This is a genomic window from Desulfopila sp. IMCC35008 (assembly GCF_010646885.2).
Lineage (GTDB): Bacteria > Desulfobacterota > Desulfobulbia > Desulfobulbales > Desulfocapsaceae > Desulfopila.
Genome location: NZ_CP050700.1, coordinates 1,200,369 through 1,225,299, shown reverse-complemented (window position 1 = coordinate 1,225,299; position 24,931 = coordinate 1,200,369). Strand labels below are relative to the sequence as shown.

General features: G+C 45.8%; 28 protein-coding genes, 3 tRNA genes, 1 other RNA gene and 1 pseudogene. 24 read left to right on the top strand and 9 right to left on the bottom strand.

What is annotated here, in order from left to right; all coding sequences use genetic code 11:
• The first annotated feature begins 265 nt into the window (after positions 1–265).
• The gene (locus tag GA520_RS05620) at positions 266–682 is read left to right on the top strand and encodes a PilZ domain-containing protein (protein WP_163340839.1); all 417 of its coding nucleotides are present in this window, start codon (positions 266–268) and stop codon (positions 680–682) included.
• On the opposite strand, the gene GA520_RS05615 is transcribed toward GA520_RS05620, so the two are convergent.
• A complete protein-coding gene (locus GA520_RS05615) occupies positions 651–2,057 on the bottom strand; it encodes a sigma-54 dependent transcriptional regulator (RefSeq protein ID WP_163340837.1) in 1,407 nt (468 codons plus the stop codon). The genes GA520_RS05620 and GA520_RS05615 overlap by 32 nt on opposite strands.
• A gap of 174 nt (positions 2,058–2,231) precedes the next feature.
• Between GA520_RS05615 and tadA the strand changes: the two genes are divergently transcribed.
• The 19 genes and pseudogenes from tadA (at position 2,232) to GA520_RS05525 (ending at position 13,888) form a co-directional block, all read left to right on the top strand.
• Positions 2,232–2,660, top strand: coding sequence for a tRNA adenosine(34) deaminase TadA (gene tadA / locus GA520_RS05610; protein ID WP_240910268.1), 429 nt, complete (start codon positions 2,232–2,234; stop codon positions 2,658–2,660).
• Positions 2,661–2,774: 114 nt separating this feature from the next.
• Positions 2,775–2,860: transfer RNA gene (locus GA520_RS05605), tRNA-Ser, on the top strand.
• Positions 2,861–2,879: 19 nt separating this feature from the next.
• Positions 2,880–2,976, top strand: an RNA gene (gene ffs / locus GA520_RS05600) — signal recognition particle sRNA small type.
• A 44-nt stretch (positions 2,977–3,020) separates the two neighbouring features.
• Positions 3,021–4,811, top strand: coding sequence for a DNA polymerase III subunit gamma/tau (gene dnaX / locus GA520_RS05595; RefSeq protein WP_163340833.1), 1,791 nt, complete (start codon positions 3,021–3,023; stop codon positions 4,809–4,811).
• A 30-nt stretch (positions 4,812–4,841) separates the two neighbouring features.
• Positions 4,842–5,162 carry a YbaB/EbfC family nucleoid-associated protein gene (locus GA520_RS05590; RefSeq protein ID WP_163340831.1) on the top strand — a complete coding sequence of 107 codons (321 nt, stop codon included), beginning with the start codon at positions 4,842–4,844 and terminating at the stop codon, positions 5,160–5,162.
• Position 5,163: 1 nt separating this feature from the next.
• A complete protein-coding gene (gene recR, locus GA520_RS05585; RefSeq protein ID WP_163340829.1) occupies positions 5,164–5,766 on the top strand; it encodes a recombination mediator RecR in 603 nt (200 codons plus the stop codon).
• Between the two features lie 125 nt (positions 5,767–5,891).
• Positions 5,892–5,966 (top strand) — tRNA-Val (locus GA520_RS05580).
• 77 nt (positions 5,967–6,043) lie between these two features.
• On the top strand, positions 6,044–7,972 hold the full coding sequence (gene thrS / locus GA520_RS05575) for a threonine--tRNA ligase (protein ID WP_163340827.1): 1,929 nt from the start codon (positions 6,044–6,046) through the stop codon (positions 7,970–7,972).
• A 128-nt stretch (positions 7,973–8,100) separates the two neighbouring features.
• The gene (gene infC / locus GA520_RS05570) at positions 8,101–8,643 is read left to right on the top strand and encodes a translation initiation factor IF-3 (RefSeq protein ID WP_163340868.1); all 543 of its coding nucleotides are present in this window, start codon (positions 8,101–8,103) and stop codon (positions 8,641–8,643) included.
• A gap of 152 nt (positions 8,644–8,795) precedes the next feature.
• Positions 8,796–8,993 (top strand): 50S ribosomal protein L35, encoded by a 198-nt coding sequence (gene rpmI, locus GA520_RS05565; RefSeq protein WP_163340826.1) that lies wholly within the window; start codon positions 8,796–8,798, stop codon positions 8,991–8,993.
• 85 nt (positions 8,994–9,078) lie between these two features.
• Positions 9,079–9,435, top strand: a complete 357-nt coding sequence (rplT, locus tag GA520_RS05560; RefSeq protein ID WP_163340824.1) for a 50S ribosomal protein L20 — start codon at positions 9,079–9,081, stop codon at positions 9,433–9,435.
• A gap of 148 nt (positions 9,436–9,583) precedes the next feature.
• Positions 9,584–10,519: a hypothetical protein gene (locus GA520_RS05555; RefSeq protein ID WP_163340822.1), complete on the top strand. Its 936-nt coding sequence runs from the start codon at positions 9,584–9,586 to the stop codon at positions 10,517–10,519.
• Positions 10,520–10,522: 3 nt separating this feature from the next.
• The gene (locus GA520_RS05550) at positions 10,523–10,819 is read left to right on the top strand and encodes an integration host factor subunit alpha (RefSeq protein WP_163340820.1); all 297 of its coding nucleotides are present in this window, start codon (positions 10,523–10,525) and stop codon (positions 10,817–10,819) included.
• A gap of 40 nt (positions 10,820–10,859) precedes the next feature.
• Positions 10,860–11,231 (top strand): MerR family transcriptional regulator, encoded by a 372-nt coding sequence (locus GA520_RS05545; protein ID WP_163340819.1) that lies wholly within the window; start codon positions 10,860–10,862, stop codon positions 11,229–11,231.
• A gap of 67 nt (positions 11,232–11,298) precedes the next feature.
• Positions 11,299–11,375, top strand: a tRNA-Pro gene (locus GA520_RS05540).
• Positions 11,376–11,910: 535 nt separating this feature from the next.
• A pseudogene (locus GA520_RS05535) lies at positions 11,911–12,776 on the top strand (IS110 family transposase); the annotation flags it as partial.
• Positions 12,777–12,789: 13 nt separating this feature from the next.
• Positions 12,790–12,957, top strand: a complete 168-nt coding sequence (locus tag GA520_RS27085) for a hypothetical protein (protein ID WP_370362744.1) — start codon at positions 12,790–12,792, stop codon at positions 12,955–12,957.
• Between the two features lie 180 nt (positions 12,958–13,137).
• Complete coding sequence (locus GA520_RS05530) at positions 13,138–13,596, top strand: EthD domain-containing protein (protein ID WP_163340817.1); 459 nt, start codon at positions 13,138–13,140, stop codon at positions 13,594–13,596.
• A 31-nt stretch (positions 13,597–13,627) separates the two neighbouring features.
• Positions 13,628–13,888 carry an EthD family reductase gene (locus GA520_RS05525; RefSeq protein ID WP_304511301.1) on the top strand — a complete coding sequence of 87 codons (261 nt, stop codon included), beginning with the start codon at positions 13,628–13,630 and terminating at the stop codon, positions 13,886–13,888.
• A 593-nt stretch (positions 13,889–14,481) separates the two neighbouring features.
• Here GA520_RS05525 and GA520_RS05520 read toward each other — a convergent pair.
• The 3 genes from GA520_RS05520 to GA520_RS05510 form a co-directional block, all read right to left on the bottom strand.
• Positions 14,482–15,549, bottom strand: coding sequence for a transposase (locus GA520_RS05520; RefSeq protein WP_304511300.1), 1,068 nt, complete (start codon positions 15,547–15,549; stop codon positions 14,482–14,484).
• A gap of 5 nt (positions 15,550–15,554) precedes the next feature.
• Positions 15,555–16,028 (bottom strand): transposase, encoded by a 474-nt coding sequence (locus tag GA520_RS05515; protein ID WP_163341205.1) that lies wholly within the window; start codon positions 16,026–16,028, stop codon positions 15,555–15,557.
• A 202-nt stretch (positions 16,029–16,230) separates the two neighbouring features.
• Complete coding sequence (locus GA520_RS05510) at positions 16,231–16,938, bottom strand: ion transporter (protein ID WP_163341208.1); 708 nt, start codon at positions 16,936–16,938, stop codon at positions 16,231–16,233.
• 354 nt (positions 16,939–17,292) lie between these two features.
• Here GA520_RS05510 and GA520_RS05505 point away from each other — a divergent pair, with 354 nt between their 5' ends.
• Positions 17,293–18,207 carry a site-specific integrase gene (locus tag GA520_RS05505; protein WP_304511299.1) on the top strand — a complete coding sequence of 305 codons (915 nt, stop codon included), beginning with the start codon at positions 17,293–17,295 and terminating at the stop codon, positions 18,205–18,207.
• Complete coding sequence (locus GA520_RS05500; protein WP_304511298.1) at positions 18,204–19,286, top strand: transposase; 1,083 nt, start codon at positions 18,204–18,206, stop codon at positions 19,284–19,286. The genes GA520_RS05505 and GA520_RS05500 overlap by 4 nt, the downstream gene beginning before the upstream one ends.
• A gap of 314 nt (positions 19,287–19,600) precedes the next feature.
• On the opposite strand, the gene GA520_RS05495 is transcribed toward GA520_RS05500, so the two are convergent.
• The 5 genes from GA520_RS05495 to GA520_RS05475 all read right to left on the bottom strand — a co-directional run bounded on the left by GA520_RS05495 (position 19,601) and on the right by GA520_RS05475 (position 23,197).
• Complete coding sequence (locus GA520_RS05495; RefSeq protein ID WP_163341194.1) at positions 19,601–20,179, bottom strand: class I SAM-dependent methyltransferase; 579 nt, start codon at positions 20,177–20,179, stop codon at positions 19,601–19,603.
• 204 nt (positions 20,180–20,383) lie between these two features.
• Positions 20,384–21,451: a transposase gene (locus GA520_RS05490; RefSeq protein WP_304511297.1), complete on the bottom strand. Its 1,068-nt coding sequence runs from the start codon at positions 21,449–21,451 to the stop codon at positions 20,384–20,386.
• Positions 21,452–21,456: 5 nt separating this feature from the next.
• Positions 21,457–21,930, bottom strand: coding sequence for a transposase (locus tag GA520_RS05485; protein ID WP_205749433.1), 474 nt, complete (start codon positions 21,928–21,930; stop codon positions 21,457–21,459).
• A 234-nt stretch (positions 21,931–22,164) separates the two neighbouring features.
• A complete protein-coding gene (locus tag GA520_RS05480; RefSeq protein WP_163341186.1) occupies positions 22,165–22,584 on the bottom strand; it encodes a DUF4279 domain-containing protein in 420 nt (139 codons plus the stop codon).
• A 94-nt stretch (positions 22,585–22,678) separates the two neighbouring features.
• Positions 22,679–23,197 carry a hypothetical protein gene (locus tag GA520_RS05475; RefSeq protein ID WP_163341189.1) on the bottom strand — a complete coding sequence of 173 codons (519 nt, stop codon included), beginning with the start codon at positions 23,195–23,197 and terminating at the stop codon, positions 22,679–22,681.
• Between the two features lie 86 nt (positions 23,198–23,283).
• Here GA520_RS05475 and GA520_RS05470 point away from each other — a divergent pair, with 86 nt between their 5' ends.
• Both GA520_RS05470 and GA520_RS05465 read left to right on the top strand, forming a co-directional pair.
• Positions 23,284–23,538: a hypothetical protein gene (locus GA520_RS05470; protein ID WP_304511295.1), complete on the top strand. Its 255-nt coding sequence runs from the start codon at positions 23,284–23,286 to the stop codon at positions 23,536–23,538.
• Positions 23,535–24,581 carry an IS110 family transposase gene (locus tag GA520_RS05465; RefSeq protein ID WP_163341219.1) on the top strand — a complete coding sequence of 349 codons (1,047 nt, stop codon included), beginning with the start codon at positions 23,535–23,537 and terminating at the stop codon, positions 24,579–24,581. The genes GA520_RS05470 and GA520_RS05465 overlap by 4 nt, the downstream gene beginning before the upstream one ends.
• The last annotated feature ends 350 nt before the right edge of the window (positions 24,582–24,931 follow it).

Genomic DNA, 24,931 nt, shown 5'->3' with positions numbered 1-24,931 from the left:
GGAGTCTTTCTGGCTCCCTGTTTTTTTTGTGCCAAATCAACAACCATTTCAGCAAGCTACTCCACCAACACAAAGAAGGTGCAAAAAAACCCTCCAGCCTAACTAATAAATCATTGAAATAAGCAGGGAATCCTGTATAGATGCAGAGAGGTACTCCATCGGCGATTTCACCAACTACCAGTCGGAATCTCGCCATTTACAACAATGAAAGCCCTCCTTTTTCTCACTGAAAAAAGAGGCCCTGGGATGTACGATTGAACGTGATATGAAACCGGCGCCGACACCTGAAAGAAGGAACCACCAACGTTACGAAGTTAAAGATAATATTCTTCTCTTTAACGGATCCATATTCGCAGAAATTGTTAATATCAGTATGGGGGGTATATTCTGCAGGTTCCTGACAGATATTCACGAGGAACCAACACCTATTGAGCGTATTGATCTCATCAACGCTTCCGAAAAGATCTTCCTCCAGCAGGTTACCTGCAAGGATCTCAACTGGTCTGACACGGAAACACGGCAACTCTTTCACTCAACAGCCCTGCGCAACTGTCGTCTCAAGTTCAAAGACCTTGACATTGACACACGTGCAAAACTTCTCCGTTTTCTAGATTCAGTTGTTACCTCCCGGCAGCCAATCACCTCGTCGATTACGCGTTCCTCCGCCAGTGCGGATGTCTGATCCCAAACTTGTTTATCTTGTAATTGAGTGACCGCGGACTGATACCCAAGGTTTTCGCAGCATTTTTCTGCACCCAGAGGTTCTCTTCCAGGGCAGCAATAATCAACTGACGCTCCTGATCTGCCAGGGAGATATTGCCTCCTGCTCTTTGCTCATTGGCGTCTACAGAAATATTGTCTGCCACCTGTTCCGGCTCATATTTCTCATCCCCAATCTCACCCGGCAGAGTCAAATTGCGGCTATGAATTATAGTGTCGTCTTCCAGGATCACTGCCCGCTCAATAGTGTTTGATAGTTGCCGGATGTTACCCGGCCAAGGATAGTTAATTATCTTTCGGGAAGCGTTGGTGGAAAAATCATTGATATCCCTTCGCATGGAACGGCACACCTTTTTGAGCAACAACCGTGAGAGAGGTAACAAACATTCTGCTCTCTCCTTGAGTGAAGGCAGACGAATCGGTAACACATTAATACGATAGTAAAGATCTTCCCGAAACTCACCTTTTTCAACTTGCTGCTGCAGGTTTTTGTTGGTTGCGGCAATTATTCTCACATCTACATGTATGGTCTTGTTCCCTCCCACACGCTCAAAGGCTCGTTCCTCGAGTACCCGCAACAGCTTTGTTTGCAGGCCAAGCGCCATTTCGCCAATTTCATCGAGGAAAATAGTACCACCAGACGCCTGTTCGAAACGGCCCACCCGCTGCTTATCAGCTCCGGTAAAGGATCCTTTTTCATGACCGAATAATTCTGATTCCAGCAAACTCTCTGGAATATTGGCACAATTTATTTTTACAAACGGCTTTTTTCGACGTGGGGAATTAAAATGGACGGTCCCTGAGAGAAAACTTTTGCCGGTACCCGTATCCCCGGTAATCAATATGGTTGAATCGGTATTGGCAAATCGCTCCAGACTGGTCAGGACGTCCTTCATCCGGGTGCTCTCGGCAATAACATCTCTGAAATTATACACAACATCCTGCCGGTGACGATGATAGGCGATTTCAAGTCTGTTATCCCTGGTTTCAATAGCTTTATCGACAACAATGTTGATACGGGTTTGCGAGACCGGATGAACGATAAAATCAGAGGCACCCTTATTCATGGCCTGTACAATAATCTCGGCTTTTTCAGATTTACTTGTTAATATGACCGGGATGTATGGATTCTTACCATGAAGCAGTTCCAACAGTTTCATCGATGTATTGCTGTCGGCGTCGATATCGAGAAAAACCAGATCATACTCCCTGGCCTCAATTTCCGTCTTTAGCCCATCACTACTTGATTTACAAGTAAGTGTGCATCGATCCCCGAGTGCGGCTTCCATGCTTTTCCTGGTATCGTCAAATGGGTCAAAGAGAAGTACATTAAACATAGTGAATCCATTTTCGTTATTGGTATTTCAAAATTGTAATCAATAGTTACTATATACAACACAATCTCAGCAAATTGCAATCCCTCACCATAACTGAAATTTAATTATATCATGTTACATCAGGGCAGCCTCAGGGCTGACACAGCCTCAGTCAACCAGGAAGACCTCGGATATATGACACTTGCGGTAAAAGCAGCAAAGACCGCTTCGGAAAATGGGGAAGTCCCCGTTGGTGCATTGCTTGTCAAAAACGGCAACATCCTGGCAGCAGCAGGAAACAAAACCATTACCGCACACGACCCCACCGGCCACGCCGAAATACGGGTTTTGCGTATCGCTGCCAAGGGTATTGAGAATTATCGCTTACCCGGAACCACACTTTATGTTACACTTGAGCCATGCCTGATGTGCATCGGCGCAATCATCCACGCCAGGATCGAGCGCCTTGTGTATGGCGCAACCGATCCGAAAACTGGTGCAGTGGCCTCTTTGTACCCCATAGGCACTGATCAGCGGTTCAACCATAAGTTAAAAATAACCTCAGGCATAATGGAGCACGAGTGTGGTGAGTTGCTCCGGCAGTTTTTTAAAGCAAGGAGATAGAATTTTTCATTCACTGCGTTCACCTGCTTTTTTTGCAACTATGCTAATTTTTCATTGCCAAAACTGAAACGAACGTTTACATAGTATCCCACAATTTCATCGGGCAACCGATACGGAGAGGTGACCGAGTGGCTTAAGGTGCACGCCTGGAACGCGTGTGTACGCAAGTACCGTGAGTTCGAATCTCACCCTCTCCGCCATAAATGATTTCGGTTTGATAGCCGGGTCTGCGCAACGAAGGATCACGAACTCCGCCAGGTCCGGGAGGAAGCAACGGTAGTGACACCCTTTGTGTGCCGCAGGTAGCCCGGCTATCATCTTTTTTATGCACCTTACTGAAATCTCCTTCGAGGGTTGTACATGTCCTATCTTGTCTTAGCCAGAAAGTCACGCCCCCAAACCTTCAGCGAAGTTGTCGGACAGGGTTTCGTGGTCAAGACTCTCCAGAACAGTATCCGCAAAAACCGGGTCGCCCATGCCATTCTCTTTTCTGGTGTCCGCGGTGTCGGTAAAACAACGCTTGCACGTATCATGGCCAAAGCGGTCAATTGCGATAGTTCCACCGAAACCCCTCCATGTAACGAGTGCAATCCATGTCGTGAAATAACAAGCGGTGCCGCTCTGGACCTCATTGAGATTGACGGTGCTTCAAATCGCGGCATCCAGGAAATCAGGGAACTCAAGGAAAAGATAAAGTTTGCACCCAGCTCTTGTCGATTTAAGATCATAATCATTGACGAGGTCCATATGCTGACAACAGAGGCATTCAATGCCCTGTTGAAAACCCTTGAAGAGCCACCTCCCCATGTCAAATTCATGTTCGCCACCACCGAGCGACATAAGATACCTATAACCATTCTCTCACGTTGCCAGCAGTATGAGCTCAAGCGTATCCCCGCCAAGGAGTTAACCTCTCATTTTACAAAACTGGCGGAAGGTGAAAACATCGCTATAGAGCCGCAGGCCATCGCCCTTATCGTTCGGGAGGCAGAAGGCTCCGTGCGTGATGGCCTCAGCCTGCTCGACCAGGTATTTTCTTTCGGGGAAAAACAGATAACCGTCGAAGATGTGGCAGAAGTCCTCGGTCTGGTCAACCGCGACCTGCTGATACAACTGGTTGCAGCACTCCTGCAAGGAGACAGGAAGACAGCACTTGTCAGCCTGGATCAGCTTTATAGCGGGGGGATGGATTTAAAACGATTTACTGCGGATCTCCTCGACTGCTTTCGGACCCTCCTCCTCACCCGTATAAATGGCTGCAACGAGCTTATCGACCTGCCGCCGGAGGAACTGGAGCGTTTTACCAACCTGGTCCCGGAAATAAATGCCCAGACCATCCATCTTAAACTCAATCTCTTAATGAATATGGTTGAGGAGGTTCGTAATTCAAGTCAGCCAAGACTCGCGATTGAAACAGGCTTGCTCAGGATGATGGAAGCAGCAAATGTTGTTCCCGTATCCGACATTCTCGACAAGATCAATCAGTTGACAGGTGGATTTTCTGGACTTGAAGATGGTGCTGTTCAGCCGGTAACCGCTGAACCAGAGAAAACCACTGAGCCCCCGGTAAAAAAAAAAGAACTCCTCACCCCTCCCACTGATCAGCAGCTAAATTCGCAACCGGAATCTGGGGTGGTACAGCCCAAAGAAGAAACAGAGCCGCCGATACTTGAGGAACAGCCACCGTTGCCATCAGAAATGGCCGGACCGCCTCTCCACGACACGTATAGTGAACCGCCTCAACCCGTTGAAATACGATCTCACGAAAAGGACATCCGTAAAGATTGGCCTGATTTTCTTGAATATGTCAAAGATAGAAAGGTATGGATGTCTCAGTTGCTCAACAGATCCGATTCGGTAAAGGAGGCAGGAAACGAACTCCACATCCATTACAACGATCCTGCAGAGTGCTCCCTGTTACGACAGAAGGAAAACAAAACAGAACTCACCGAGTTCGTCCTTGATTTTTTCCAGAAAGACCTCACTGTACACTTCATACTGCCGGAAGAAGAAATCAACGGGGATGAGCAGAATGGTGAATCCCCCAGGGAAAAACGAAATAAACTGGCCAATGATCCACTGACAGTTATGACCGCCGAAATCTTCAACGGAGAAATCGGCGATATCCGGATCGGCCCCAGAAGTAGATAATAGAGACACTGTATAAGGAGAAGAAGAGTCATGGACATGAGCAGCATCATGCAGCAGGCACAACAGATGCAACAGAAGATGAAGGAAATACAGGGAGAACTTGCCAAGAAGTCAATCGTCGGCAGTGCCGGTGGTGGCATGGTCAACGTTACTGTAAATGGCCAGGGCGATGTACTCGCCGTTCAGATCGAAAAGGCCCTGATTACGCCTGATGAATCTAAAATGCTCGAGGACCTGATTGTGTCTGCCACAAATGAAGCTATAAGAAAGGCCAAGGAACTCAGCAAACAGGAACTTGGACAATTAACGGGCGGTCTCAATCTGCCTGGTCTCACCAATTTTTTCCAGTAACATGCAAGTCGTCCCTCCCGCCCTTGACCGGTTAATAGAAGATCTCGGCAAGCTCCCGGGGATTGGTAAAAAAACAGCAACCCGGCTGGCACTGAATATTCTGCGGCGACCATCCGGTTACGCCAAGGAATTATCCGTTGCCCTCTCAGAGCTCCATGAGTCCATAAAGCTCTGCTCTTGCTGTTTTGCCTTTTCTGAGAGCGATCCTTGCGCAATCTGCTCCGATCCGAAACGTAATGAGGAACTTGTCTGTGTAGTTGAAGAACCCGGTGACCTTATGGCCATCGAGAAAACAGCAAGCTTCCGTGGCCATTACCATATTTTGCATGGGGTACTTTCTCCCATCGACGGCATTGGTCCCGACGAGTTGAAAGTACGTGAATTAGTCGCCAGGATCAGCACAGGGGTGCCAAAGGAAATACTTATCGCCACCAGTTCTACCGTACCTGGTGAAGCGACTGCCTCCTACCTGATTGACATTCTGCACACCCGCCAGGTAAAGTTAAGTCGTCTTGCCTGCGGCATTCCTATGGGGATGGATATCAAGTACGCAGACAAACACACCCTGGCCAGGGCTATAGAGAGTCGTTCTCCAGCATCCTGAAAAAACACTTTTTGCGAGAATTATGAACCATTTTTGCTTGACATCATATCCCAATATTGGTATTTCAAGCAGGTTCTTCGCCACGGGTACTTCCGGGCGAATTATTCCACACAACTTGCGTAAGCAGGCGCGTAGCTCAGTGGGAGAGCGCCACCTTGACGTGGTGGATGTCGGCGGTTCAATCCCGCCCGCGCCTACCAGATAATAGGCTAAAGATAAACGACGAAAAGATGGTGTCGTTCATCTTTAGCCTTTATTTTTCTTTGGAAGGTATCCCATGTCAGACATTGCTATTACCCTGAAAGATGGAGAATCCATCTCCGTATCTGTCGGTGCAACCGTCCAGGATGCACTTTCTCAGCTTCTTTCCAACAAACAACGTAAGAGGACCGTTGCTGCCTATGCAGGTGACCAAGTAATCGACCTACTTACGCCCCTGACCGAGGATACCGTTCTTACCCCGATCCAGATTAACAGTGAGGAAGGGCTTGATGTCATTCGCCACTCCACCGCTCATATCATGGCTCATGCGGTTCGGGATCTTTTCGGTGACAATGTAAAAGTTGCTATTGGACCGGCCATTGAAAACGGTTTTTATTACGATTTCCTGCGCGACGAGGCCTTCACTCCGGAAGATTTCGAGAAAATTGAAGCACGGATGCAGGAGATCGCTGCCCAGAATATTCCATTTAGCCGCAAGGAGTTGCCAAGCGCTGAAGCCATCAAATCCTTTGCTGCCGAAGGAGAAAAATACAAGGTCGAACTCATTGAGGATCTTGAAACGGAAACAGTCTCCCTCTACAGTGTGGGTGATTTTGTCGACCTCTGCCGGGGCCCGCACGTACCGAACACCTCTTTTATCAAGGCGTTTAAGCTGCTTCGCGTAGCCGGTGCTTACTGGCGTGGTGACGAGAAACGAGATGTTCTCCAGCGTATTTATGGGACGGCATTCTTTGACGCCAAGGCACTCAAAAAACACCTCAACGCTCTTGAGGAAGCCAAAAAACGAGACCATCGCAAACTCGGCAAGGAACTGGAACTATTCACCACCGAGGATCAGATCGGTCCAGGCCTTATTTTGTGGCAACCAAAAGGTGCCCAATTACGAAGACTTATTGAGGACTACTGGAAGGACGAACACTACCAGCACGGTTACGAACTCCTGTATACGCCGCATATTGCCCGCCAGGATCTCTGGAAGACCTCCGGTCATCTCGATTTCTACGGCGAGAATATGTATTCGGCTATGGATATTGATGACGTTCAGTACCAGCTCAAACCGATGAACTGCCCCTTCCATATCGGTGTCTATCAATCAAAGAAGAGGAGTTACCGGGAATTCCCCTTGCGCTGGGCTGAACTGGGTACCGTATATCGTTATGAACGTGCCGGTGCACTCCACGGCTTGTTGCGCGTTCGCGGTTTTACCCAGGACGATGCACACATCTTCTGTCGCCCAGACCAGCTTGAAGACGAGATATTTAATATCCTCGAACTCAACCTGCATATCCTGAAAACCTTCGGATTTGACGATTACGACATTTACCTCTCCACAAGACCGGAGAAATATGTCGGTACCGATGAAAACTGGGAGGCTGCAACCAACGCCCTGAAGCTCGCCCTGGAGAAAAAAGGACTCAATTATGAGATCGATCCGGGTGAAGGTGTTTTCTACGGACCCAAAATAGACATCAAGATCAAGGACCAGCTTTCTCGCTCCTGGCAATGCTCCACCATTCAGGTCGACTTCAACCTGCCGGAACGTTTTGAAATGAGCTTTGTCGGAGCCGATAACGCTGAACATCAACCAATAATGATACATAGAGCCCTGATGGGTTCACTGGAACGCTTCATTGGTGTGTTGATTGAGCACTACGCTGGCGTCTTTCCACTCTGGTTTGCTCCGGTACAGGCACGCATACTCAATATTACTGATGATCAGGCCGATTACTGCGAAGAAGTTTACGGCGCCTTGAGAAAAGCCGGACTGCGTATTGAAAAAGATCTTCGAAACGAGAAATTGAACTACAAAATACGCGAAGCTCAATTGGCTAAGATACCGTATATGCTAATCATCGGAGACAAGGAAAAGGAAAGCAACCAAGTCACAGTCAGGTTGAGGGACGGTAAGAACCTGCCACCTATGTCCATCAACGAGTTTGCAGATAAAGTCCGTAATGAGGTACAATCAGGAAGAGGAATCTGATTTTTTTTCATCCTGATGAATTTAATCATGTACCGGATGGAAAAAATACGCTATTATCATGATCTTTTTATAACGGTGAAGAATACTTATTTCTTTACAGCTCGTAAAATTTCAATGGAGGAACAGTTATTAACAGGAGAGGAAGGCCCACGCCGGCTCAACGTGAAGTAAAAGCTGTCATTAATGATGCTATCCGTTACCCGCAAGTACGACTTATAGGTAGTGACGGAACACAACACGGCGTTGTCACTATAGACGAAGCTCGTGACAAGGCATATAATGAAGGTCTGGACCTGGTCGAAGTATCTGCAAACGCTGATCCGCCTGTTTGCAGGATAATGAACTACGACAAGTTCCGCTACGAGCAGAAAAAGAAACAGCAGGAAGCCAAGAAAAAGCAGACTACTGTTGAAACAAAAGAGATTAAGTTCAGACCCAAGACAGAAGAACACGACCTGAATTTCAAGATCAAGAACATTAAAAAATTTCTTGGTCAGCGAAACAAGGTGAAAATCACCATGCGTTTCAGGGGCAGGGAAATTGTGTATTCCCAGTCCATCGGTCTGGAAGCAATGAACAAGATTGCCGAGGCACTAAAGGAAGACGCCATTATCCTGCAGCCGCCGAAGATGGAAGGCCGGCAATTGGTGATGTTTGTAGGACCAAAATAGCTTTGAATTTTGATTATGGATTTCTCTCCCCGTTGAAACCCATTTTCGTTTAACGATAAAGCCGATCATAAGAAAGACTGCATCAACTTCCCTCTCGATGAGGTTGATCTTTGCTGTCGGCAACGTATATGGAGTGCAAAGGAGTAACTACCATGCCAAAGATGAAAACTAACCGGGGCGCTGCCAAGCGTTTCTCGAAAACCGGCTCAGGAAAACTTAAGCGCAATAAAGCGTACTCAAGTCACATCCTGACCAAGAAGTCGACTAAAAGAAAGCGCGGCTTGCGTCAGAGTGATATAGTATCAGCCGCTGATCATAAGGGAATCAAAAGGATTCTTCCATACATGTAAAGATCTGGCCGGAGGTGTCTTTTTAGCGACATATTCTCCGGGCTATGAGATCCTGCACGTACTGCAGGGATAAAAGGAGTTTAACATGCCACGCGTTACACGAGGTTTTAAAGCACGCAGAAGAAGAAACAGAGTTCTGAAGCTTGCAAAAGGTTACAGGGGAGGCCGATCACGGCTTTACCGTACAGCCACTGAGGCTGTTGATCGTGCATTAGTATATGCCTACCGCGATCGTCGTACCAAGAAAAGAGATTTTCGTCGTCTCTGGATTGCCCGCATCAATGCCGGCACACGGATGAATGACATGAGTTACAGCCAGTTCATCGGCGGCTTGAAAAAGGCCGGTGTAGAACTGGACAGGAAGGTACTCTCGAACATGGCGATTCTCGACGCCGAAGCTTTCTCCAAGGTTGTTCAGGTAGCAAAAGCAGCGAACGCGTAACCCCTCCTGTTTTATACGTTTTTTGTATCTACATGCCGGTAATGGTTCTTAACCATTAACCGGCATGTTCATTCATTGAGCACTTAGTTTCCTCATTTATATGTATCAGGACAGCCAAAGGTTGCAAAGAAACAGGGCAACAGCGCTCATGCTTTCCTTAGGCATCAGCGAAACCACTACATACTGTTTCACTGATCCCAGACTTATAGATAACCTGCATCTGTCCAGTGACGATATTCGCCGAAGATTTGTTTGCCTTCTTAACCCGTTGACCAAAAAACAAGGGGTTATTCGTACCCTCCTGTTGCCGGGCCTTCTTAAACGCGTTAAAAAGGATATTGAAAGCCAGCAATCAGCAGTCCGCCTTTTTGAGATCGGTACAGTATTCCACCCTGTAAATGAGAGAAGCAAGCCCCAGGAAATAATACATATCTCCGGCGTATTAACTGACTCCAGGCAAAGTGAAGATCCAGTTCTTTATGATCCAGCTTATACCATCGATATTTCCGATACCCAAAAGGTTGTTGAGCGCTTGCTTGATGAATTGCGTGTCAGCGAAGAAATCAATGGGGAAATAGAATTTGTCCATCCTGCCCAAGAAGGTGTGGAAAATTTTTGCAATCCCGACTATGCTCTTCTGGTTTTTGCTGGAGGCACTTTTTTGGGGTCTATCGGTAAGATCGACCCGGAAATTCTCCGTAGTTTCAGCATCAAAAATGAGGTTTGCTATTTTGATCTCAACTTTGATGCAATCTGCGAGTTGAAAACAGGAGTGAGCAGGTTTTCATTACTGCCGGTTCGCCCGTCAGCCAGAAGAGATATCTCCCTGGTAGTAGATCAGAACGTGACTGAAGGCCAACTCCTTGCCACCATACAGAACAGCCGAGAGGAACTCATCAGATCAGCCGAGATACTTGATGTGTTCCAGGGCAACATGATTGACAAAGGAATAAAGAGCGTCTCGGTCTCGATCACCTATCGATCGTTCACCAAGGCACTTACAGAAAAAATTGTGGAAAATGTCCACACAAAAATAGTAAAGTTGCTTACCGATAAGTTCGGGAGCAGTTTCAGGGATGCATAAGTTATGAACAGCAGTAATTTAACACGTAAAGACCTCGCAGAGGCAATCGCTAGCCGCCTCGGTTATCCGCAGTCCAGTTGTGCTGATATTGTCGACAGCTTTTTAGACACCATGAAGCAAGCACTTCTTGAAGGAGAGAGCATCAAGCTTGTCCATTACGGGACCTTCACCATCCGCGATAAATCACCGCGCCGTGGCAGAAACCCAAGGACTGGAGAATCGATAACCATTAAAGAGCGTCAAACAGTTAATTTCAGACCTAGCAAAAAACTGAGAGAGCAGATTAACGCCGCAGCATAAAACTACTCAGAACCATTTTAAACGGAGTTCACCTGGCAACATGCACGTTGACATTCCAGATAAGCTCTATTTTAAAATCGGTGAAGTTGGAAAACTGGCCGAGGTGCCAACTCACGTCCTTCGTTACTGGGAATCGGAATTCAAGGGTATAAAACCCAAACGTGCCAGTTCCAAACAGCGATTATATCGGCGTGAGGATGTGGAGTTAATCCTGCAGATCAAGAGTCTGCTGCATGAGCAAGGCTACACCATTGCCGGAGCCAGAAAGCTCATTGAAAGCGGAGCTGAAATACCTGCTGCTCCAGCTCCAACCGCCAAACGCGGTACTGTCGACCGTGACGCAGCACAAAAACTTGATGAAATTAAGGATGAATTACAGCAATTGCATCAGTTCATTCAGAAAATGAAATAATGTGCCATACTTTCTTGCCTGATTCATTGACAGTAAGGCCAAGTAATGGTACAAAAGCAAACCAGGTCGGGATGTAGCGCAGTCTGGTAGCGCACCTGAATGGGGTTCAGGGGGTCGGAAGTTCAAATCTTCTCATCCCGACCAGTTTTTTCTAAAGATATAAGCGAGCTATCTAGCTCGCTTTTTCTTTTTTGGTGTCCCGGTCGTATCCCGTCTTGTCGCCTCGTAAATCCCTTGTAGTTCTTCCCCTGAAACTTGAAAATGTCTGTCGAAAGCTTTGTTTGTTGAGTGCATTGTTGCACGCTTTATTTGTTCCGGCAAGGCTATCTCTCTTAATGACACCGCTGAGCTGTGACGTGTACCACCGTATACGTCCACCCCTTCTATTCCTAGATTTGTACAAGCAATCTTCCACCACTTATAAAAAACATTTTCCCCAAACCTCTGCCCAAGAGCAACCCCACTGACTCCTTTGCCGTGACGGAAAAAGTACAAATCCGGTAAACCTGTCGGCTACTTCGATAGAAAATCTATATCTTCTTTGATGAGTAGAACTATTTGCCGCCAGTGGTATTTGTCAGCTCGAACGCCTTGATAATAGTTATGGCCTTCCTTCAGGTGAGATAAGATTGTGGAAGTACCACCAACCACATTCCCCCCACCCAAAGGAGGCCATCGCATGAAATTTTATAGCAAACAACATCAGTATTACTGTGGAATCGATCTACATGCCAGAAAAATGTATGTCTTCGTTATCAATAGCAAAGGGGAAGTGAAAGTTCACAAGAACATTAAAACAGACCCCGATGAACTGCTCTCACTCCTCAAGACTTTTCTTGATGACATTATCATTGGGGTAGAGTGTGTTTTTTATTGGTACTGGCTCGCTGATTTCTATGCCAAACAAAACATCCCCTTTACTCTCGGCCATGCGCTGTACATGAAGGCAATCCACGGAGGCAAGACCAAGAACGATAAGATCGATTCCTATAAGATTGCTTTACTGTTAAAGGGAGGTAATTTCCCAACAGCGTATCCCTATCCGCAAGAGTGGCGTTCAACCCGTGATCTTCTCAGGCGTAGAATATATATCTCACGCCTTGTGGCGAACTGGTTGCCCACATACAGAACACCAACACCCAGTACAATCTTCCGCAACTCCGGAAAAAACTGACCAGAAAGTTCAATCATGACGGTGTTGCAGAACGATTCGATGATCCGGCTGTCCGTAAAAGCGTTGAGGTAAATCTGGAAATGGTACAGGCTCTTAACGGGGTGATGCGTAAGCTGGAGTGGTATCTGGAAAAAACTGCCAGGCAGCACGATTACCATTCACTTTATCTGCTGCGCTCTATTCCTGGTGTCGGTCAAATACTCGCCCTGGTGATCCTCTATGAAGTTCACGATATAAAACGTTTCCCAAGGGTCCAGGACTTCTCGTCCTATGCCAGACTTATCAGACCGACGAAGGAATCAGATGGCAAATGGGCAGGAAATTCAAACAAGAAAATCGGAAATCACCATCTCAAATGGGCCATCAAGGATGGCGGCAATTCTCATGCTCCGTGATTCACAGCAGGCCAAATATTATTTCTCAAAACTTACCAGGAAATACAACAAAGGGAAGGCACTGAGGATTTTTACACATAAACTTGGACGAGCGATCTATTTTCTGCTCAAAAACAAGGAGGCTTTCGATATCGATAAATTCTTTGCAGTAGCATGAGGGAAGGGAAGGAGGAACTTGTTGTATAACTGAAATCACTTACGGTTAGTCCAGTTCTCTTTATTTTTTGTATGTGACGTTGATCACCGCCAGAGAGTGGATAATGACCATGAAGTTCAAGGGCTTTGATTGGCACTCCTTCCCATTTTCCTTTTCAGCATACAGATCGTTGGCGATGTTATGATCGTGCTCTGCCCCTTCCCTATGTCCCGATCTGAATTTCAAAATTATTGGTTAAATCACCATGGGCCCTTATTTAAGAAATTTGCTGCCACCTATAAAGCTGTACGCTACGTTCAAAGCCATACGTTTGACACACCTTTAAACGAAAGCATGCAAAGAAATCGTGGAACATTAATGGATTATGATGGGGTCGGAGAAATCTGGTGGCAATCAGAAGAAGATTTTTTGGCTGCTATCAATTCTCCTGAAGGCCAAAAACTTCGTCCTGTCTTCATTGAAGACGAAGCAAAATTTGTAGATATGGAAAAATCATCAGTCTTTTTTACAACTGAACATGTATTAGTTGATGAGATCAAACCACAACAACCGCAAAATAAGCCTACTAGCCGTTCCTTAACAGAAAAAATAATAAAGGTGAGTGTAATTGTATCCGAAAATCGAAAACTGCAGGTTTGACGCCGAATACTATCTCACCACGCACATTCCCATGATTAAAGAAGCCTTAGGCACAGCACTTAAAGGGATTGAATTTGAAACAGGCATCTCTGGTCGTGAGTCTAGTTCATCGCCGTCATATGTCGCAATAGGACATATGTACTTTGATTCCGTAGAAGAATATCGAAATGCTATGGGATATCATGTTGAAAAAATGAAAAGAGACATCCATAAGTTTACGAATGTTATGCCAATAATACAAATTGGTGAGGTCAGGCTCTCATCCGTCCCAGAAATCAACTTATCAAAGTAAAAGCATAAATTAAAAGCGTAAACAATGTAATACTAAAGCTGTAACGGAAGTACAGCCAGAGGATCTTTTGATCGACAAACGAAGAGCGTTTTATCAACAGTCCCGCCCACGATTGAACCTCGGTGTTCCTCGCTATATCGGAAATGGCCATCTCCCCTGAGCTTATAGGTAAAAGCGGGATTGTTGATAAAACGTTGTTGAACTGAGCCGAAATTTGTAGGCGAGTGGCGTTGATAGACCTCTCTGTGGATTTTGAATTGAAAGTCCTGTTTTGTATGAAGAATTTCAGCTATGCTGAACATCTTCATTGTGCCGTTTTCCTCCTGCTGTTGGCACTGGTGGATAGGCTTTCAGTCTAGCAGATCAATTGTGCATCAGCAAAGTCTTTTTCGCGAAGCGATTAAGAGCATAACGAGTCTGTAGAAAAAGGCATTTTAGAAGGACACAAGATCCTCAGCCCATTTTTTTATCGGGTTATAAGAATCGCTCTCTAATCTAGCGTTGTATATCTTTCTATTACATTCTTACGTCATTTTGCTCTCTAGTGCATTGTATGAGTATACAGGGAGACACCTCGCTCCTCTTCTATCTTATCAACTTGCCACTGCTCCATATGTATGGACCTTTTTCAAGTTATGAACAACGCAGAACAGGTTCCACTGTGTGCTGACTTTCTTCTTTCTACGCAGACTGAACCGATCAAGGCCCATAGTCGACCGAATATGGGCAAATGGTGGTTCACCAACAGCCAACCGCATACCATAGATCGCTCGGCCTATGGTCGTGTCAATCTTCCGTTTCATTTTCTCTGTGAAGCGTTCTTTACCCGTACGCTTTTTTCCGGAAAAGTAGGCAACCTGGCGGATCTCAGTTTTCTCGGGCTTTCGCAAACATTCACGGCGAAGATGACAGGGGAGGCAGTCTCGCTTAGCACCCTTGAATTTGTATGCAAGATAGTCCTTCACCCTGACCTTGCTGCCGCTTCGATAAAGTTTTTTGCCAGCAGGGCATATTGCGTGGCTCAGATCATCGGCAAAAGTAAAATGCTCCGGTCTGAATAGACGCTTGCCACCTGACCTGGTCGCAAAGTGATAGGAAGGAAGATCTTTATACCGCTCTGCAGTTACAAAGCGAGGATCGCGCTTTCGGAAACGGTTATCTGCCACATACGCATCGATATTTTCATTATAGAGATACTCAAGATTTTTCTCTGAATGGTACCCGCTATCAGCTACCACTTTGGTCTTTTCAAGGACCTCTGGATCACCTATCTTTTCGAAGTTGGCTTGTATCGACTCCACTACAGGTATCAAAAGGTTGGACTCGCTGCCCTGCCCATAGGCTTCTGCTCCAACAATGACCTGATTCTTCTTGTCAACAGAGGCAACACCGACATACCCTTGTATTACTCCCTTCGATGTAGCCATTTTGGCAGATTCATTATCGGTAATGTTTGATTTGACTGCTTTCCCGCCGCTGCCACGGTGATCGTCATGGTCTTTCAACCAATCCCTGATCTTTGCTGCACTCTTTCGCAGCTTCTCCTTATACTTCTCTTCACGCTCAAGTACTTCTGGCTCCATTTTCTCAAGATCCATGCACTGATGGCGAAAAACCATTCTTTGCAGGGCCCTTTCTATCTTCTCTGCCTTTTTAGTCAAATATCCTAGGTACCGCTCCATTCTTTGGAGGCATTGCTCGGGAGCTTGCAACCATCAATGGCAAACATTTCCCGGCCGATAAGATTCTGTTGGTCACAGACTAAGAGCACTTGCAGGAACAGGGCGACGACCTCCTTGTCCATGCTTGAGATAAAGCTGGCTATGGTCGTGAAGTGAGGTCTACTATTGGCAGAAAGAGCCATAAAGAGAACATTCTTCTCACAACATTCAGCGATAGATCGACTTGACGTGATTCCACGGGAATAGGCAAGTAGTATGATCTTCAGTAAAATCCTTGGATCGTAGGCTGGGGCATCAGTCTCGTCGTTGTTGAATCTGGCATCAAAGATGGAAAGATCGAGTTCGTTGTCGACTAGACAGTTCATGGTGTACTCAAATGTGCCCTTCTGTATCTGTTCTTTGAAGACTACTGGTATGAACATCCCCTGAGCGTAGGAATACGGCTTGTATTTTGCCATGGCTTTCGACTTTCTGCAGGGTTGAGCGGTTGATTACCTATTAACGATGCTCATCGTACCAGCATGTATCTGATTTGACTATTGTTATTACCTTTTTCTACACGCTCAACGTTTTGGGTAACCTGACCGCGTCACCCACATTTTCCGCGTCAGCGCCGCCACCGTTCACACGGTCAGGTTGACCCTTTGGTTGTGCGGTTTTTTATATATTTTCCTCTTCATATTCTCTAGCTGAAGAAAGTGCAGAAGCTACAAGACCTGTTGGGACTGCTACTACCCCTAAACCGACCATAAGAACAAAAAACGTAAATATCTTCCCGCCCGCTGTAACTGGGTATACATCTCCGTAACCAACTGTCGTAAGTGTGCACAATGCCCACCATAAACTTTGGAAAACTGACGAAAAAGCTTCAGGCTGCGCACTATTTTCGAAAAAGTATATTCCAACTGATGCAAAATAAAGAACCATCACCGCAACGATTGTAAATAGCACTAATTCTTCTTTGGCAATTAAAAGTGCCCTGTGAAACCTTTTTATGGCAAGGCTGTACCGAAGTAACTTGAACGCTCGAAACAGCCTAAGAAGTCTCAAAATTCTTACTGCCCTTAAATCAATTCCAGTTGGCAAATAGAAGGGCAATATTGCGAGAAAATCTATGATACCGAAAAAGCTGAATACAAATTCGAATTTTCTGTCAGCGACAACAATTCTGCTTAAATATTCTAAAGTGAAAATTGAGACAGTAATTACTTCGATGTATTTCAGAATTCTTATGGTTTGCCCTGACAAATTAGGCAATGTTTCTACTGAAAAGGAAACTAAAGACACCAATATAAGGAACTGAATAAATAGGTCGAAAATACGACCTTGGGGTGTGTCATTATTTTCTATAATTTGTTTAAAGTTCATGATCCTTCTTTAGACGCACAACGTTCGGAGTGACTGGCAATATTACCATGATAATGGAGCGCTTGCGCTTCTATTATCATGGTAATATTGTCCAGTCGACTCCGTGGTTATCGGTTGCGCAGCACCGTTAACCACGGTGGCGGCTGGTTTCCAGGCACTCCGGACGTTATTACGGAGCGTAGCGGAGTAAGTTCCGGTGGAATGACTTGTTGGACGAAGCCGCTACGCGGCAGACACCCTCCGAAACATATCAAGTTGCATTTTGTAACCCATTGCTTTTTCAGTAATAAGAACGAGCCGACAATGCAAGATACTTTTGTCGGCAGCAACCCTTATTACTTGAAGGAGGTTACAATGAACTGCAAGATGCCAAGCGATCCGCAATTTTCGACGCATTATCAAAAACACCTCAAGTGCCTGAAACTCAACGGCCTGCAACCAAAAACAGTGGAGGCGTTCTCCCGGGCGCTCAGGCGCATCGGCAACTATTTCGATGGCGAAATTGCCGACCTTTCCCCAGACGAGTTACTCGACTATTTTCACGACCTGTTGGAGTCCAGATCCTGGAGCGCGGTCAAACTCGATCTCTATGGCCTGAAATTCTTTTACACCCATGTCTTGAATAAACCATGGCAGGATATTCCCCTGGTCAAGCCGCCGAAAACCTCGAGGATCCCGGACATATTGTCCGTTGAGCAGCTCAATGCCTTACTGGCGGCAACCACCACCATCAGCTACAAGGTCTTTTTCTTTACCGCCTACAGCATGGGATTACGCCTTGGCGAAGGGATCAACCTGAAAGTTGGCGATATCGACCGCACCACTATGCGGGTCCATGTTCGAAACGCCAAAGGCAACAAAGACAGACTGGTGCCGATAACTGACTATACGCTCCATGTATTGAGATCCTTTTGGCAGATGCACAGGCATCCGCAGTTTATTTTCCCCAATCGCAAAAGAGGGTTGAAAAAGGCCCACCTGGCCGAGACTCCTCTGGACCGGGGCGGTATTCAGGTCGCAATGAAAACCGTTGTCGAGGAGCTCGGGATCAAAAAACAGATCTCTTGCCACTCGCTCCGTCACGCCTTCGCCACCCATTTGCTGGAAGCTGGTGTCGATCTCGTCGAATTGCAGCAGATTTTAGGGCATGTCAGCATCCTGACCACCGCGCGATATACGCACTTAACCACAAAAACCAAAAACAATGCCTATCAGGCAATCAACACCCTGGTTCATTCCGTTGATATTCAGTGGGGAGGTTGGAAATGATTCTTCTCTCCTCCATTATCAACCATTTCGAAACGACTTTTCTTGAGAAGTACCAAGATGTTCTCTTGCCCGGCCATAAAAAAGCGCTGCGTGATATGAAACGGTGCAGGTCGAAGCAGGGGTTGCATATGCTGGCAAGCTGCTCCGACCTGGACTGCACCGAGCGGGTATATATCCCGCATTCCTGCGGCAACAGGAACTGTCCCCATTGCCAGAACCACGAAAACTGGCAATGGATTGAAAATCAACTCGACAAGCGGTTGCCCGCCACCTATTATCTGGCCACCTTTACCTTGCCGCAACAACTCCGCGACCTCACCTGGAAGAACCAGAAGCTCATCTACTCACTGATGTTCTCCTGCGTCCAGGATGTTCTGAAGACATTTACCAGCAACGATAAAAAACTGCGTGGCTCGGCAGGATTCACCACCGTATTGCATACCAAAGCCAGAAATCTCGATTTTCATCCCCATATCCATGTGGTCATGCCCGCTGCAAGCATCAATGAGAAAAGTGGCATGTGGCGGGTGAAATCCGCCGGCTATCTTTTCAACCATAAGAACCTGGCCAAGGTCTTCAGGGCAAAACTGCTGGAGGCCGCTGTCGACCAGGGACTGTACGTCCCTGCAACTACCCCGAAAGATTGGGTGGTTGACTGCAGGGATGTCGGCAACGGCGATAAGGCCTTCATCTATCTCGGCAAATATCTATACAAGGGCGTCATTCAAGAAAAGGACATTCTGCGCTGCGAGAATGGCGAAGTCACATTCAGATACATGCATGCTGAAAGCAAAGCGTATCGAACCAGGACCGTTAGCGGAGAATATTTTCTCTACCTGTTGATGCTCCATGTTCTGCCGAAAGGTTTTCAAAGAACACGATGCTATGGTTATCTTCATCCCTGCAGCAAGAAACTTGTCAAGTTTTTGCAGTTGGTTCTACGAGTACCGGCCTTTCTCATGCACAAACGAAAAAAAGAGCGAGCAACGATTACCTGTCCACGGTGTGGCAAACCAATGAAGATCGTCAAGACAGGTCTTCGTAAACCGCCACTTGATCTGGCCGCGTGCTTCACCTAAGCATGACAGGAGAATCGGTTATGTAACCTGTAACGACATACGCCTTTTCAAAAACCGATTCGCTCGGCAAAGCATTACTACGCTCAAAAAACAGGCAATTTGAGAAGCAATAGCAGTTATTAACCCGAGAAATCAGGTACAATAGCATATCTTGCCTGCGACCGATTTTTTCTCTTTCCTGATTGCCTGTTCGTCCCCCTCTGTATCAAAAAGCTATTTGCTATAGGACTCGGGCTTGTCCAACCAACGGTTCAGATCTTGGTTCGCTGCGCTCTCAAGATCTAACCTTATTCGTTAGGTTTTAATATTACAGATTATTTTAACCTTCCAAAATAACTCATAGCTTTTGCTTTTTGTCCATTCATGGTTTCTGTTTCAAATATTTCACATTTCATTTTCTGAAAAGACTTTAGTATATTTATCAACTCATTTGGCTTTTGATGATGCATAGTAATACCAAAATTGGATTTAAATGTTTTGTCTGAGTCACAACAAAATTCGACCAAATGTAGAATACCACCTGGTTTTAATATACGTTTGATTTCTGCAATAATTTTTTCTTTTTTTTCAAGCTCTGGAACGCAAGTTAGTACAGCACATAAAATGATGGTCCCAAACTGGTTATTTAAAAATTTTGTTTTTGTGTCATTACTTTCAATTAATGATAACTCTGGATTTATCTTATTTCCTCGCTTTATCATTTCAGGAGATGTGTCTATACCAATAATATTGTTATAGCCTTGTTCCAAAAGAACTTTACAAACTCTTCCGTAGCCACAACCATAATCAAGGATAGGACTATCAAAAGCAACATGTTGCCTAAAACTCAACTGATCCACTTCAAGATTAAAATTAATCTGTTGTGCCACAGAATTCCAAGCTTCAACTTGCATAGATTTTTATTTTTGTTACCTAACGAGTCTGTAGAAAAAGGCAGTATAGAAGGACACAAGAGTCTTAGCCCATTTTTTATCGGGTTTTAAGAATCGCTCTCTAATCTACCGTTGTATATCTTGTTTATTTCATTCTTACGTCATTTTGCTCTCTAGTGCATTGTATGAGTATACTTGGAGACACCTCGCTCCTCTTTTATCTTATCAACTTGCCACTGCTCCATATGTATGGACCTTTTTCAAGTTATGAACAACGCAGAACAGGTTCCACTGTGTGCTGACTTTCTTCTTTCCACGCAGACTGAACCGATCAAGGCCCATAGTCGACCGAATATGGGCAAATGGTGGTTCACCAACAGCCAACCGCATACCATAGATCGCTCGGCCTATGGTCGTGTCAATCTTCCGTTTCATTTTCTCTGTGAAGCGTTCTTTACCCGTACGCTTTTTTCCGGAAAAGTAGGCAACCTGGCGGATCTCAGTTTTCTCGGGCTTTCGCAAACATTCACGGCGAAGATGACAGGGGAGGCAGTCTCGCTTAGCACCCTTGAATTTGTATGCAAGATAGTCCTTCACCCTGACCTTGCTGCCGCTTCGATAAAGTTTTTTGCCAGCAGGGCATATTGCGTGGCTCAGATCATCGGCAAAAGTAAAATGCTCCGGTCTGAATAGACGCTTGCCACCTGACCTGGTCGCAAAGTGATAGGAAGGAAGATCTTTATACCGCTCTGCAGTTACAAAGCGAGGATCGCGCTTTCGGAAACGGTTATCTGCCACATACGCATCGATATTTTCATTATAGAGATACTCAAGATTTTTCTCTGAATGGTACCCGCTATCAGCTACCACTTTGGTCTTTTCAAGGACCTCTGGATCACCTATCTTTTCGAAGTTGGCTTGTATCGACTCCACTACAGGTATCAAAAGGTTGGACTCGCTGCCCTGGCCATAGGCTTCTGCTCCAACAATGACCTGATTCTTCTTGTCAACAGAGGCAACACCGACATACCCTTGTATTACTCCCTTCGATGTAGCCATTTTGGCAGATTCATTATCGGTAATGTTTGATTTGACTGCTTTCCCGCCGCTGCCACGGTGATCGTCATGGTCTTTCAACCAATCCCTGATCTTTGCTGCACTCTTTCGCAGCTTCTCCTTATACTTCTCTTCACGCTCAAGTACTTCTGGCTCCATTTTCTCAAGATCCATGCACTGATGGCGAAAAACCATTCTTTGCAGGGCCCTTTCTATCTTCTCTGCCTTTTTAGTCAAATATCCTAGGTACCGCTCCATTCTTTGGAGGCATTGCTCGGAAGCTTGCAACCATCAATGGCAAACATTTCCCGACCGATAAGATTCTGTTGGTCACAGACTAAGAGCACTTGCAGGAAAAGGGTGACGACCTCCTTGTCCATGCTTGAGATAAAGCTGGCTATGGTCGTGAAGTGAGGTCTACTATTGGCAGAAAGAGCCATAAAGAGAACATTCTTCTCACAACAGTCAGCGATAGATCGACTTGACGTGATTCCACGGGAATAGGCAAGTAGTATGATCTTCAGTAAAATCCTTGGATCGTAGGCTGGGGCACCAGTCTCGTCGTTGTTGAATCTGGCATCAAAAATGGAAAGATCGAGTTCGTTGTCGACCAGATAGTTCAGGGTATACTCAAATGTACCCTTCTGTATCTGTTCTTTGAAGAATACTGGTATGAACATCCCCTGAGCGTAGGAATACGGCTTGTATTTTGCCATGGCTTTCGACTTTCTGCAGGGTTGAGCGGTTGATTACCTGTTGATGGTGCTCATTATACCAGTAAGTATCTGATTTGACTATAGTGAATACCTTTTTCTACAGACTCAACGTTGAACTCAGTGGTTTGCGGATTAATAGCAAGATGCTGGCGTCAAGAAGAACTTACTTGATGCCCTGTAATTTCAAAATACCGCCAACCTCAGCAAATCCACTGGAGTGACTGGTTATTTTAATTATTCTGTTTCATCTTCATTGTCAGTTGGGTAAACTGACAACCCCAAAGAAATTCCAATGTTACCAAGAATTTTCAATAGTTCTGGCTCAAAATAGAAAGAACACCATCCTGGTGGATATATTTCAGCCCCAAAATCAGCAACTGCTCCATCTACACCTTGATGAGAAACTAACTTAGTGAGAACTTTTTGATGAGATTTGCAAAACGATATTGCTTCATTAATTTGCTTCTCAATTTCCGAAAAATCTGAACTACTCAATTCAATACTAAGACCAGATGTTTCATTAAGACGACTATTAGGGTTGGAGTTGAATTTGGGCTGACCTTTTCGCCAAACTTTGATTGCTTCAAGTTCTGGTTCTAAAGTGATGCTATCAACATCAAATTCATTTCCCCATACTCTAAGAACACAACTCATTTCAGATTCTCACCTGTATATTCTTTTTGGTGCTTTGAAAAATAACGTCGCAAATAACCGGCGCAAATGGAGCGCAGCGTAATTTGCGTCCGAGTTAATTTGCTTTGTTAGCCCTTCTCATCTTCCTGAAAGGTTCGAATTTCTTTTTCGCCATTTCTATCCAAGGACGCAGGTTGTGGTCTGCAAGATAGTCCCTCTTCGTCTGCTCCTCAGACTCTCTGCAGAAATAGGAATCTTCATATACGTTTAGATAGTGATACGAAGTCTCGCAGTCCCAATCTGCGTTGGCTGCATCCAGGTGCTCCCCGGCTAGCCTGAGGAACGTGGCCCATGATAACTCCCGCCGCTCATACCGAAGCCATAGACATGCAACATGGAACTTCTCCATGTCGCCAGGACCCGCCACAAATGGTTCCGAAAAAATGTATTCTCGAATCGACTTGGACTGGTCGCCGCAGTACTTCTTGATTGCGAGGTCACCGAGCCAGGGTGGAGCGGCGTCAAGTCCCATGATGATCTGCTCGGCCCATGGGTGGGTATAGCTAAAGTCGATCAGATGCGACTCAATCATCTCAAGGACGTAAAAACATTCCTGTTTGCTTGGAATCGACATCGTCATCTTCCTTTGGCTAACGTCCGGAGTGACTGGCAATATTGCCATGATAATGGAGCGTTTGCGCTTCGATTATCATGGTAATATTGTCCAGTCGACTCCGTGGTTATCGGTTGCGCAGCACCGTTAACCACGGTGGCGGCTGGTTTCCAGGCACTCCGGACGTTATCACGGCGCGAAGCGACGTGATAACGTGCTGGTCACCGGTTGCTATGGAGCGGCAGCGGAATAGCAATCCGGTGGACTGGTTTGATAATAGTTATGGCCTTCCTTCAGGTGAGATAAGATTGTGGAAGTACCACCAACCACATCCCCACCACCCAAAGGAGGCCATAGCATGAAATTTTATAGCAAACAACATCAGTATTACTGTGGAATCGATCTACATGCTAGAAAAATGTATGTCTGCGTTATCAATAGCAAAGGGGAAGTTAAAGTTCACAAGAACATTAAAACAGACCCCGATGAACTGCTCTCACTCATCACGACCTTTTTAGATGACATTATCATTGGAGTAGAGTGTGTATTCTGCTGGTATTGGCTCGCTGATTTCTGTGCCCAACACAACATCCCCTTCACTCTTGGCCACGCCTTGTATATGAAGGCTATTCACGGAAGCAAGACCAAGAACGACAAAATCGACTCCTACAAGATTGCTTTACTTTTAAAAGGCGGCAATTTCCCTACAGCCTACCCCTATCCGCAGGAGTGGAGATCAACCCGTGACCTCTTAAGGCGCAGAATGTATATTTCACGCCGTTGTGGGGAGTTGGTTGCTCATATTCAAAACACCAACACTCAGTATAATCTTCCCCAGATGAAGAAAAAGTTGACCCGTAAGTTCAATCATGACGGTGTCGCTGAGCGGTTCGACGACCCTGCTGTGCGCAAAAGCGTTGAGGTCAATCTTGAGATGATCCAGGCACTCAACGGGGTGATGCGTAAACTTGAGTGGCATCTTGAAAAAACAGCAAGACAGCACGATTATCATTCCCTTTATCTGCTCCGTTCAATTCCTGGGGTCGGCCAGATACTTGCCCTGGTGATCCTTTACGAAGTCCACGACATAAAGCGCTTCCCAAGAGTCCAGGACTTTTCCTCCTATGCCAGACTCATAAGACCGACCAAAGTATCAGACGGCAAATGGGCAGGAAATTCAAACAAGAAAATCGGTAATCACCATCTCAAGTGGGCCATTAAAGAGGCAGCAATCCTCATGCTCAGGGATTCACAGCAGGCAAAATATTATGTCTCAAAACTCACCAGAAAGTACAACAAAGGAAAAGCTCTGGGGATTTATACACACAAATTGGGAAGGGCAATTTACTATCTGCTCAAGAACAAGGAGGCTTTTGATATCGATAAATTTTTTGCGGTAGCATGAGAATTGGGGAGGAGGAGCTTGTTGTCTAACTGAAACCATTTACGGTCAGTCCGGCTCTCTTTATTCCTTGTATGTGACGTTGATCACCCCCAAAGAGTGGATTAAGACCATGGAGTTCATGGGTTTTGATTGGCACTCCTCCCCTTTTCCTTTTCAGCATACAGATCGCTGACAATCGTACGATCGTGCTCTGCCCCTTATCCGAGTGACACCCTAACTGGATGTTTCTTTTAGAAACAAGCCGATAGCTTTGACTGCGCCGGAATAAGGGTTCGAAATATATTCTGAGGCTGTCTGAAGACAGCACCCTGGTTGTCAAAGAGCAGTGTGGCAAATCAGGTAATCCCTAT

Excerpts from the sequence above, each read along its gene's own strand:
- rplT (WP_163340824.1), top strand. The coding sequence starts at position 9,079 with ATGCCACGCGTTACACGAGGTTTTAAAGCACGCAGAAGAAGAAACAGA.
- GA520_RS27085 (WP_370362744.1), top strand. The coding sequence starts at position 12,790 with ATGCTCCGTGATTCACAGCAGGCCAAATATTATTTCTCAAAACTTACC.
- thrS (WP_163340827.1), top strand. The coding sequence starts at position 6,044 with ATGTCAGACATTGCTATTACCCTGAAAGATGGAGAATCCATCTCCGTA.
- GA520_RS05515 (WP_163341205.1), bottom strand. The coding sequence starts at position 16,028 with ATGGCAAAATACAAGCCGTATTCCTACGCTCAGGGGATGTTCATACCA.
- GA520_RS05550 (WP_163340820.1), top strand. The coding sequence starts at position 10,523 with ATGAACAGCAGTAATTTAACACGTAAAGACCTCGCAGAGGCAATCGCT.
- GA520_RS05500 (WP_304511298.1), top strand. The coding sequence starts at position 18,204 with ATGATTCTTCTCTCCTCCATTATCAACCATTTCGAAACGACTTTTCTT.
- GA520_RS05525 (WP_304511301.1), top strand. The coding sequence starts at position 13,628 with ATGATTAAAGAAGCCTTAGGCACAGCACTTAAAGGGATTGAATTTGAA.
- GA520_RS05480 (WP_163341186.1), bottom strand. The coding sequence starts at position 22,584 with ATGAGTTGTGTTCTTAGAGTATGGGGAAATGAATTTGATGTTGATAGC.
- GA520_RS05530 (WP_163340817.1), top strand. The coding sequence starts at position 13,138 with ATGATCGTGCTCTGCCCCTTCCCTATGTCCCGATCTGAATTTCAAAAT.
- GA520_RS05510 (WP_163341208.1), bottom strand. The coding sequence starts at position 16,938 with ATGAACTTTAAACAAATTATAGAAAATAATGACACACCCCAAGGTCGT.
- GA520_RS05555 (WP_163340822.1), top strand. The coding sequence starts at position 9,584 with ATGCTTTCCTTAGGCATCAGCGAAACCACTACATACTGTTTCACTGAT.
- GA520_RS05505 (WP_304511299.1), top strand. The coding sequence starts at position 17,293 with ATGAACTGCAAGATGCCAAGCGATCCGCAATTTTCGACGCATTATCAA.
- recR (WP_163340829.1), top strand. The coding sequence starts at position 5,164 with ATGCAAGTCGTCCCTCCCGCCCTTGACCGGTTAATAGAAGATCTCGGC.
- GA520_RS05590 (WP_163340831.1), top strand. The coding sequence starts at position 4,842 with ATGGACATGAGCAGCATCATGCAGCAGGCACAACAGATGCAACAGAAG.
- GA520_RS05495 (WP_163341194.1), bottom strand. The coding sequence starts at position 20,179 with ATGCAAGTTGAAGCTTGGAATTCTGTGGCACAACAGATTAATTTTAAT.
- dnaX (WP_163340833.1), top strand. The coding sequence starts at position 3,021 with ATGTCCTATCTTGTCTTAGCCAGAAAGTCACGCCCCCAAACCTTCAGC.
- GA520_RS05465 (WP_163341219.1), top strand. The coding sequence starts at position 23,535 with ATGAAATTTTATAGCAAACAACATCAGTATTACTGTGGAATCGATCTA.
- GA520_RS05620 (WP_163340839.1), top strand. The coding sequence starts at position 266 with ATGAAACCGGCGCCGACACCTGAAAGAAGGAACCACCAACGTTACGAA.
- rpmI (WP_163340826.1), top strand. The coding sequence starts at position 8,796 with ATGCCAAAGATGAAAACTAACCGGGGCGCTGCCAAGCGTTTCTCGAAA.
- tadA (WP_240910268.1), top strand. The coding sequence starts at position 2,232 with ATGACACTTGCGGTAAAAGCAGCAAAGACCGCTTCGGAAAATGGGGAA.
- GA520_RS05475 (WP_163341189.1), bottom strand. The coding sequence starts at position 23,197 with ATGTCGATTCCAAGCAAACAGGAATGTTTTTACGTCCTTGAGATGATT.
- GA520_RS05545 (WP_163340819.1), top strand. The coding sequence starts at position 10,860 with ATGCACGTTGACATTCCAGATAAGCTCTATTTTAAAATCGGTGAAGTT.
- GA520_RS05485 (WP_205749433.1), bottom strand. The coding sequence starts at position 21,930 with ATGGCAAAATACAAGCCGTATTCCTACGCTCAGGGGATGTTCATACCA.
- GA520_RS05615 (WP_163340837.1), bottom strand. The coding sequence starts at position 2,057 with ATGTTTAATGTACTTCTCTTTGACCCATTTGACGATACCAGGAAAAGC.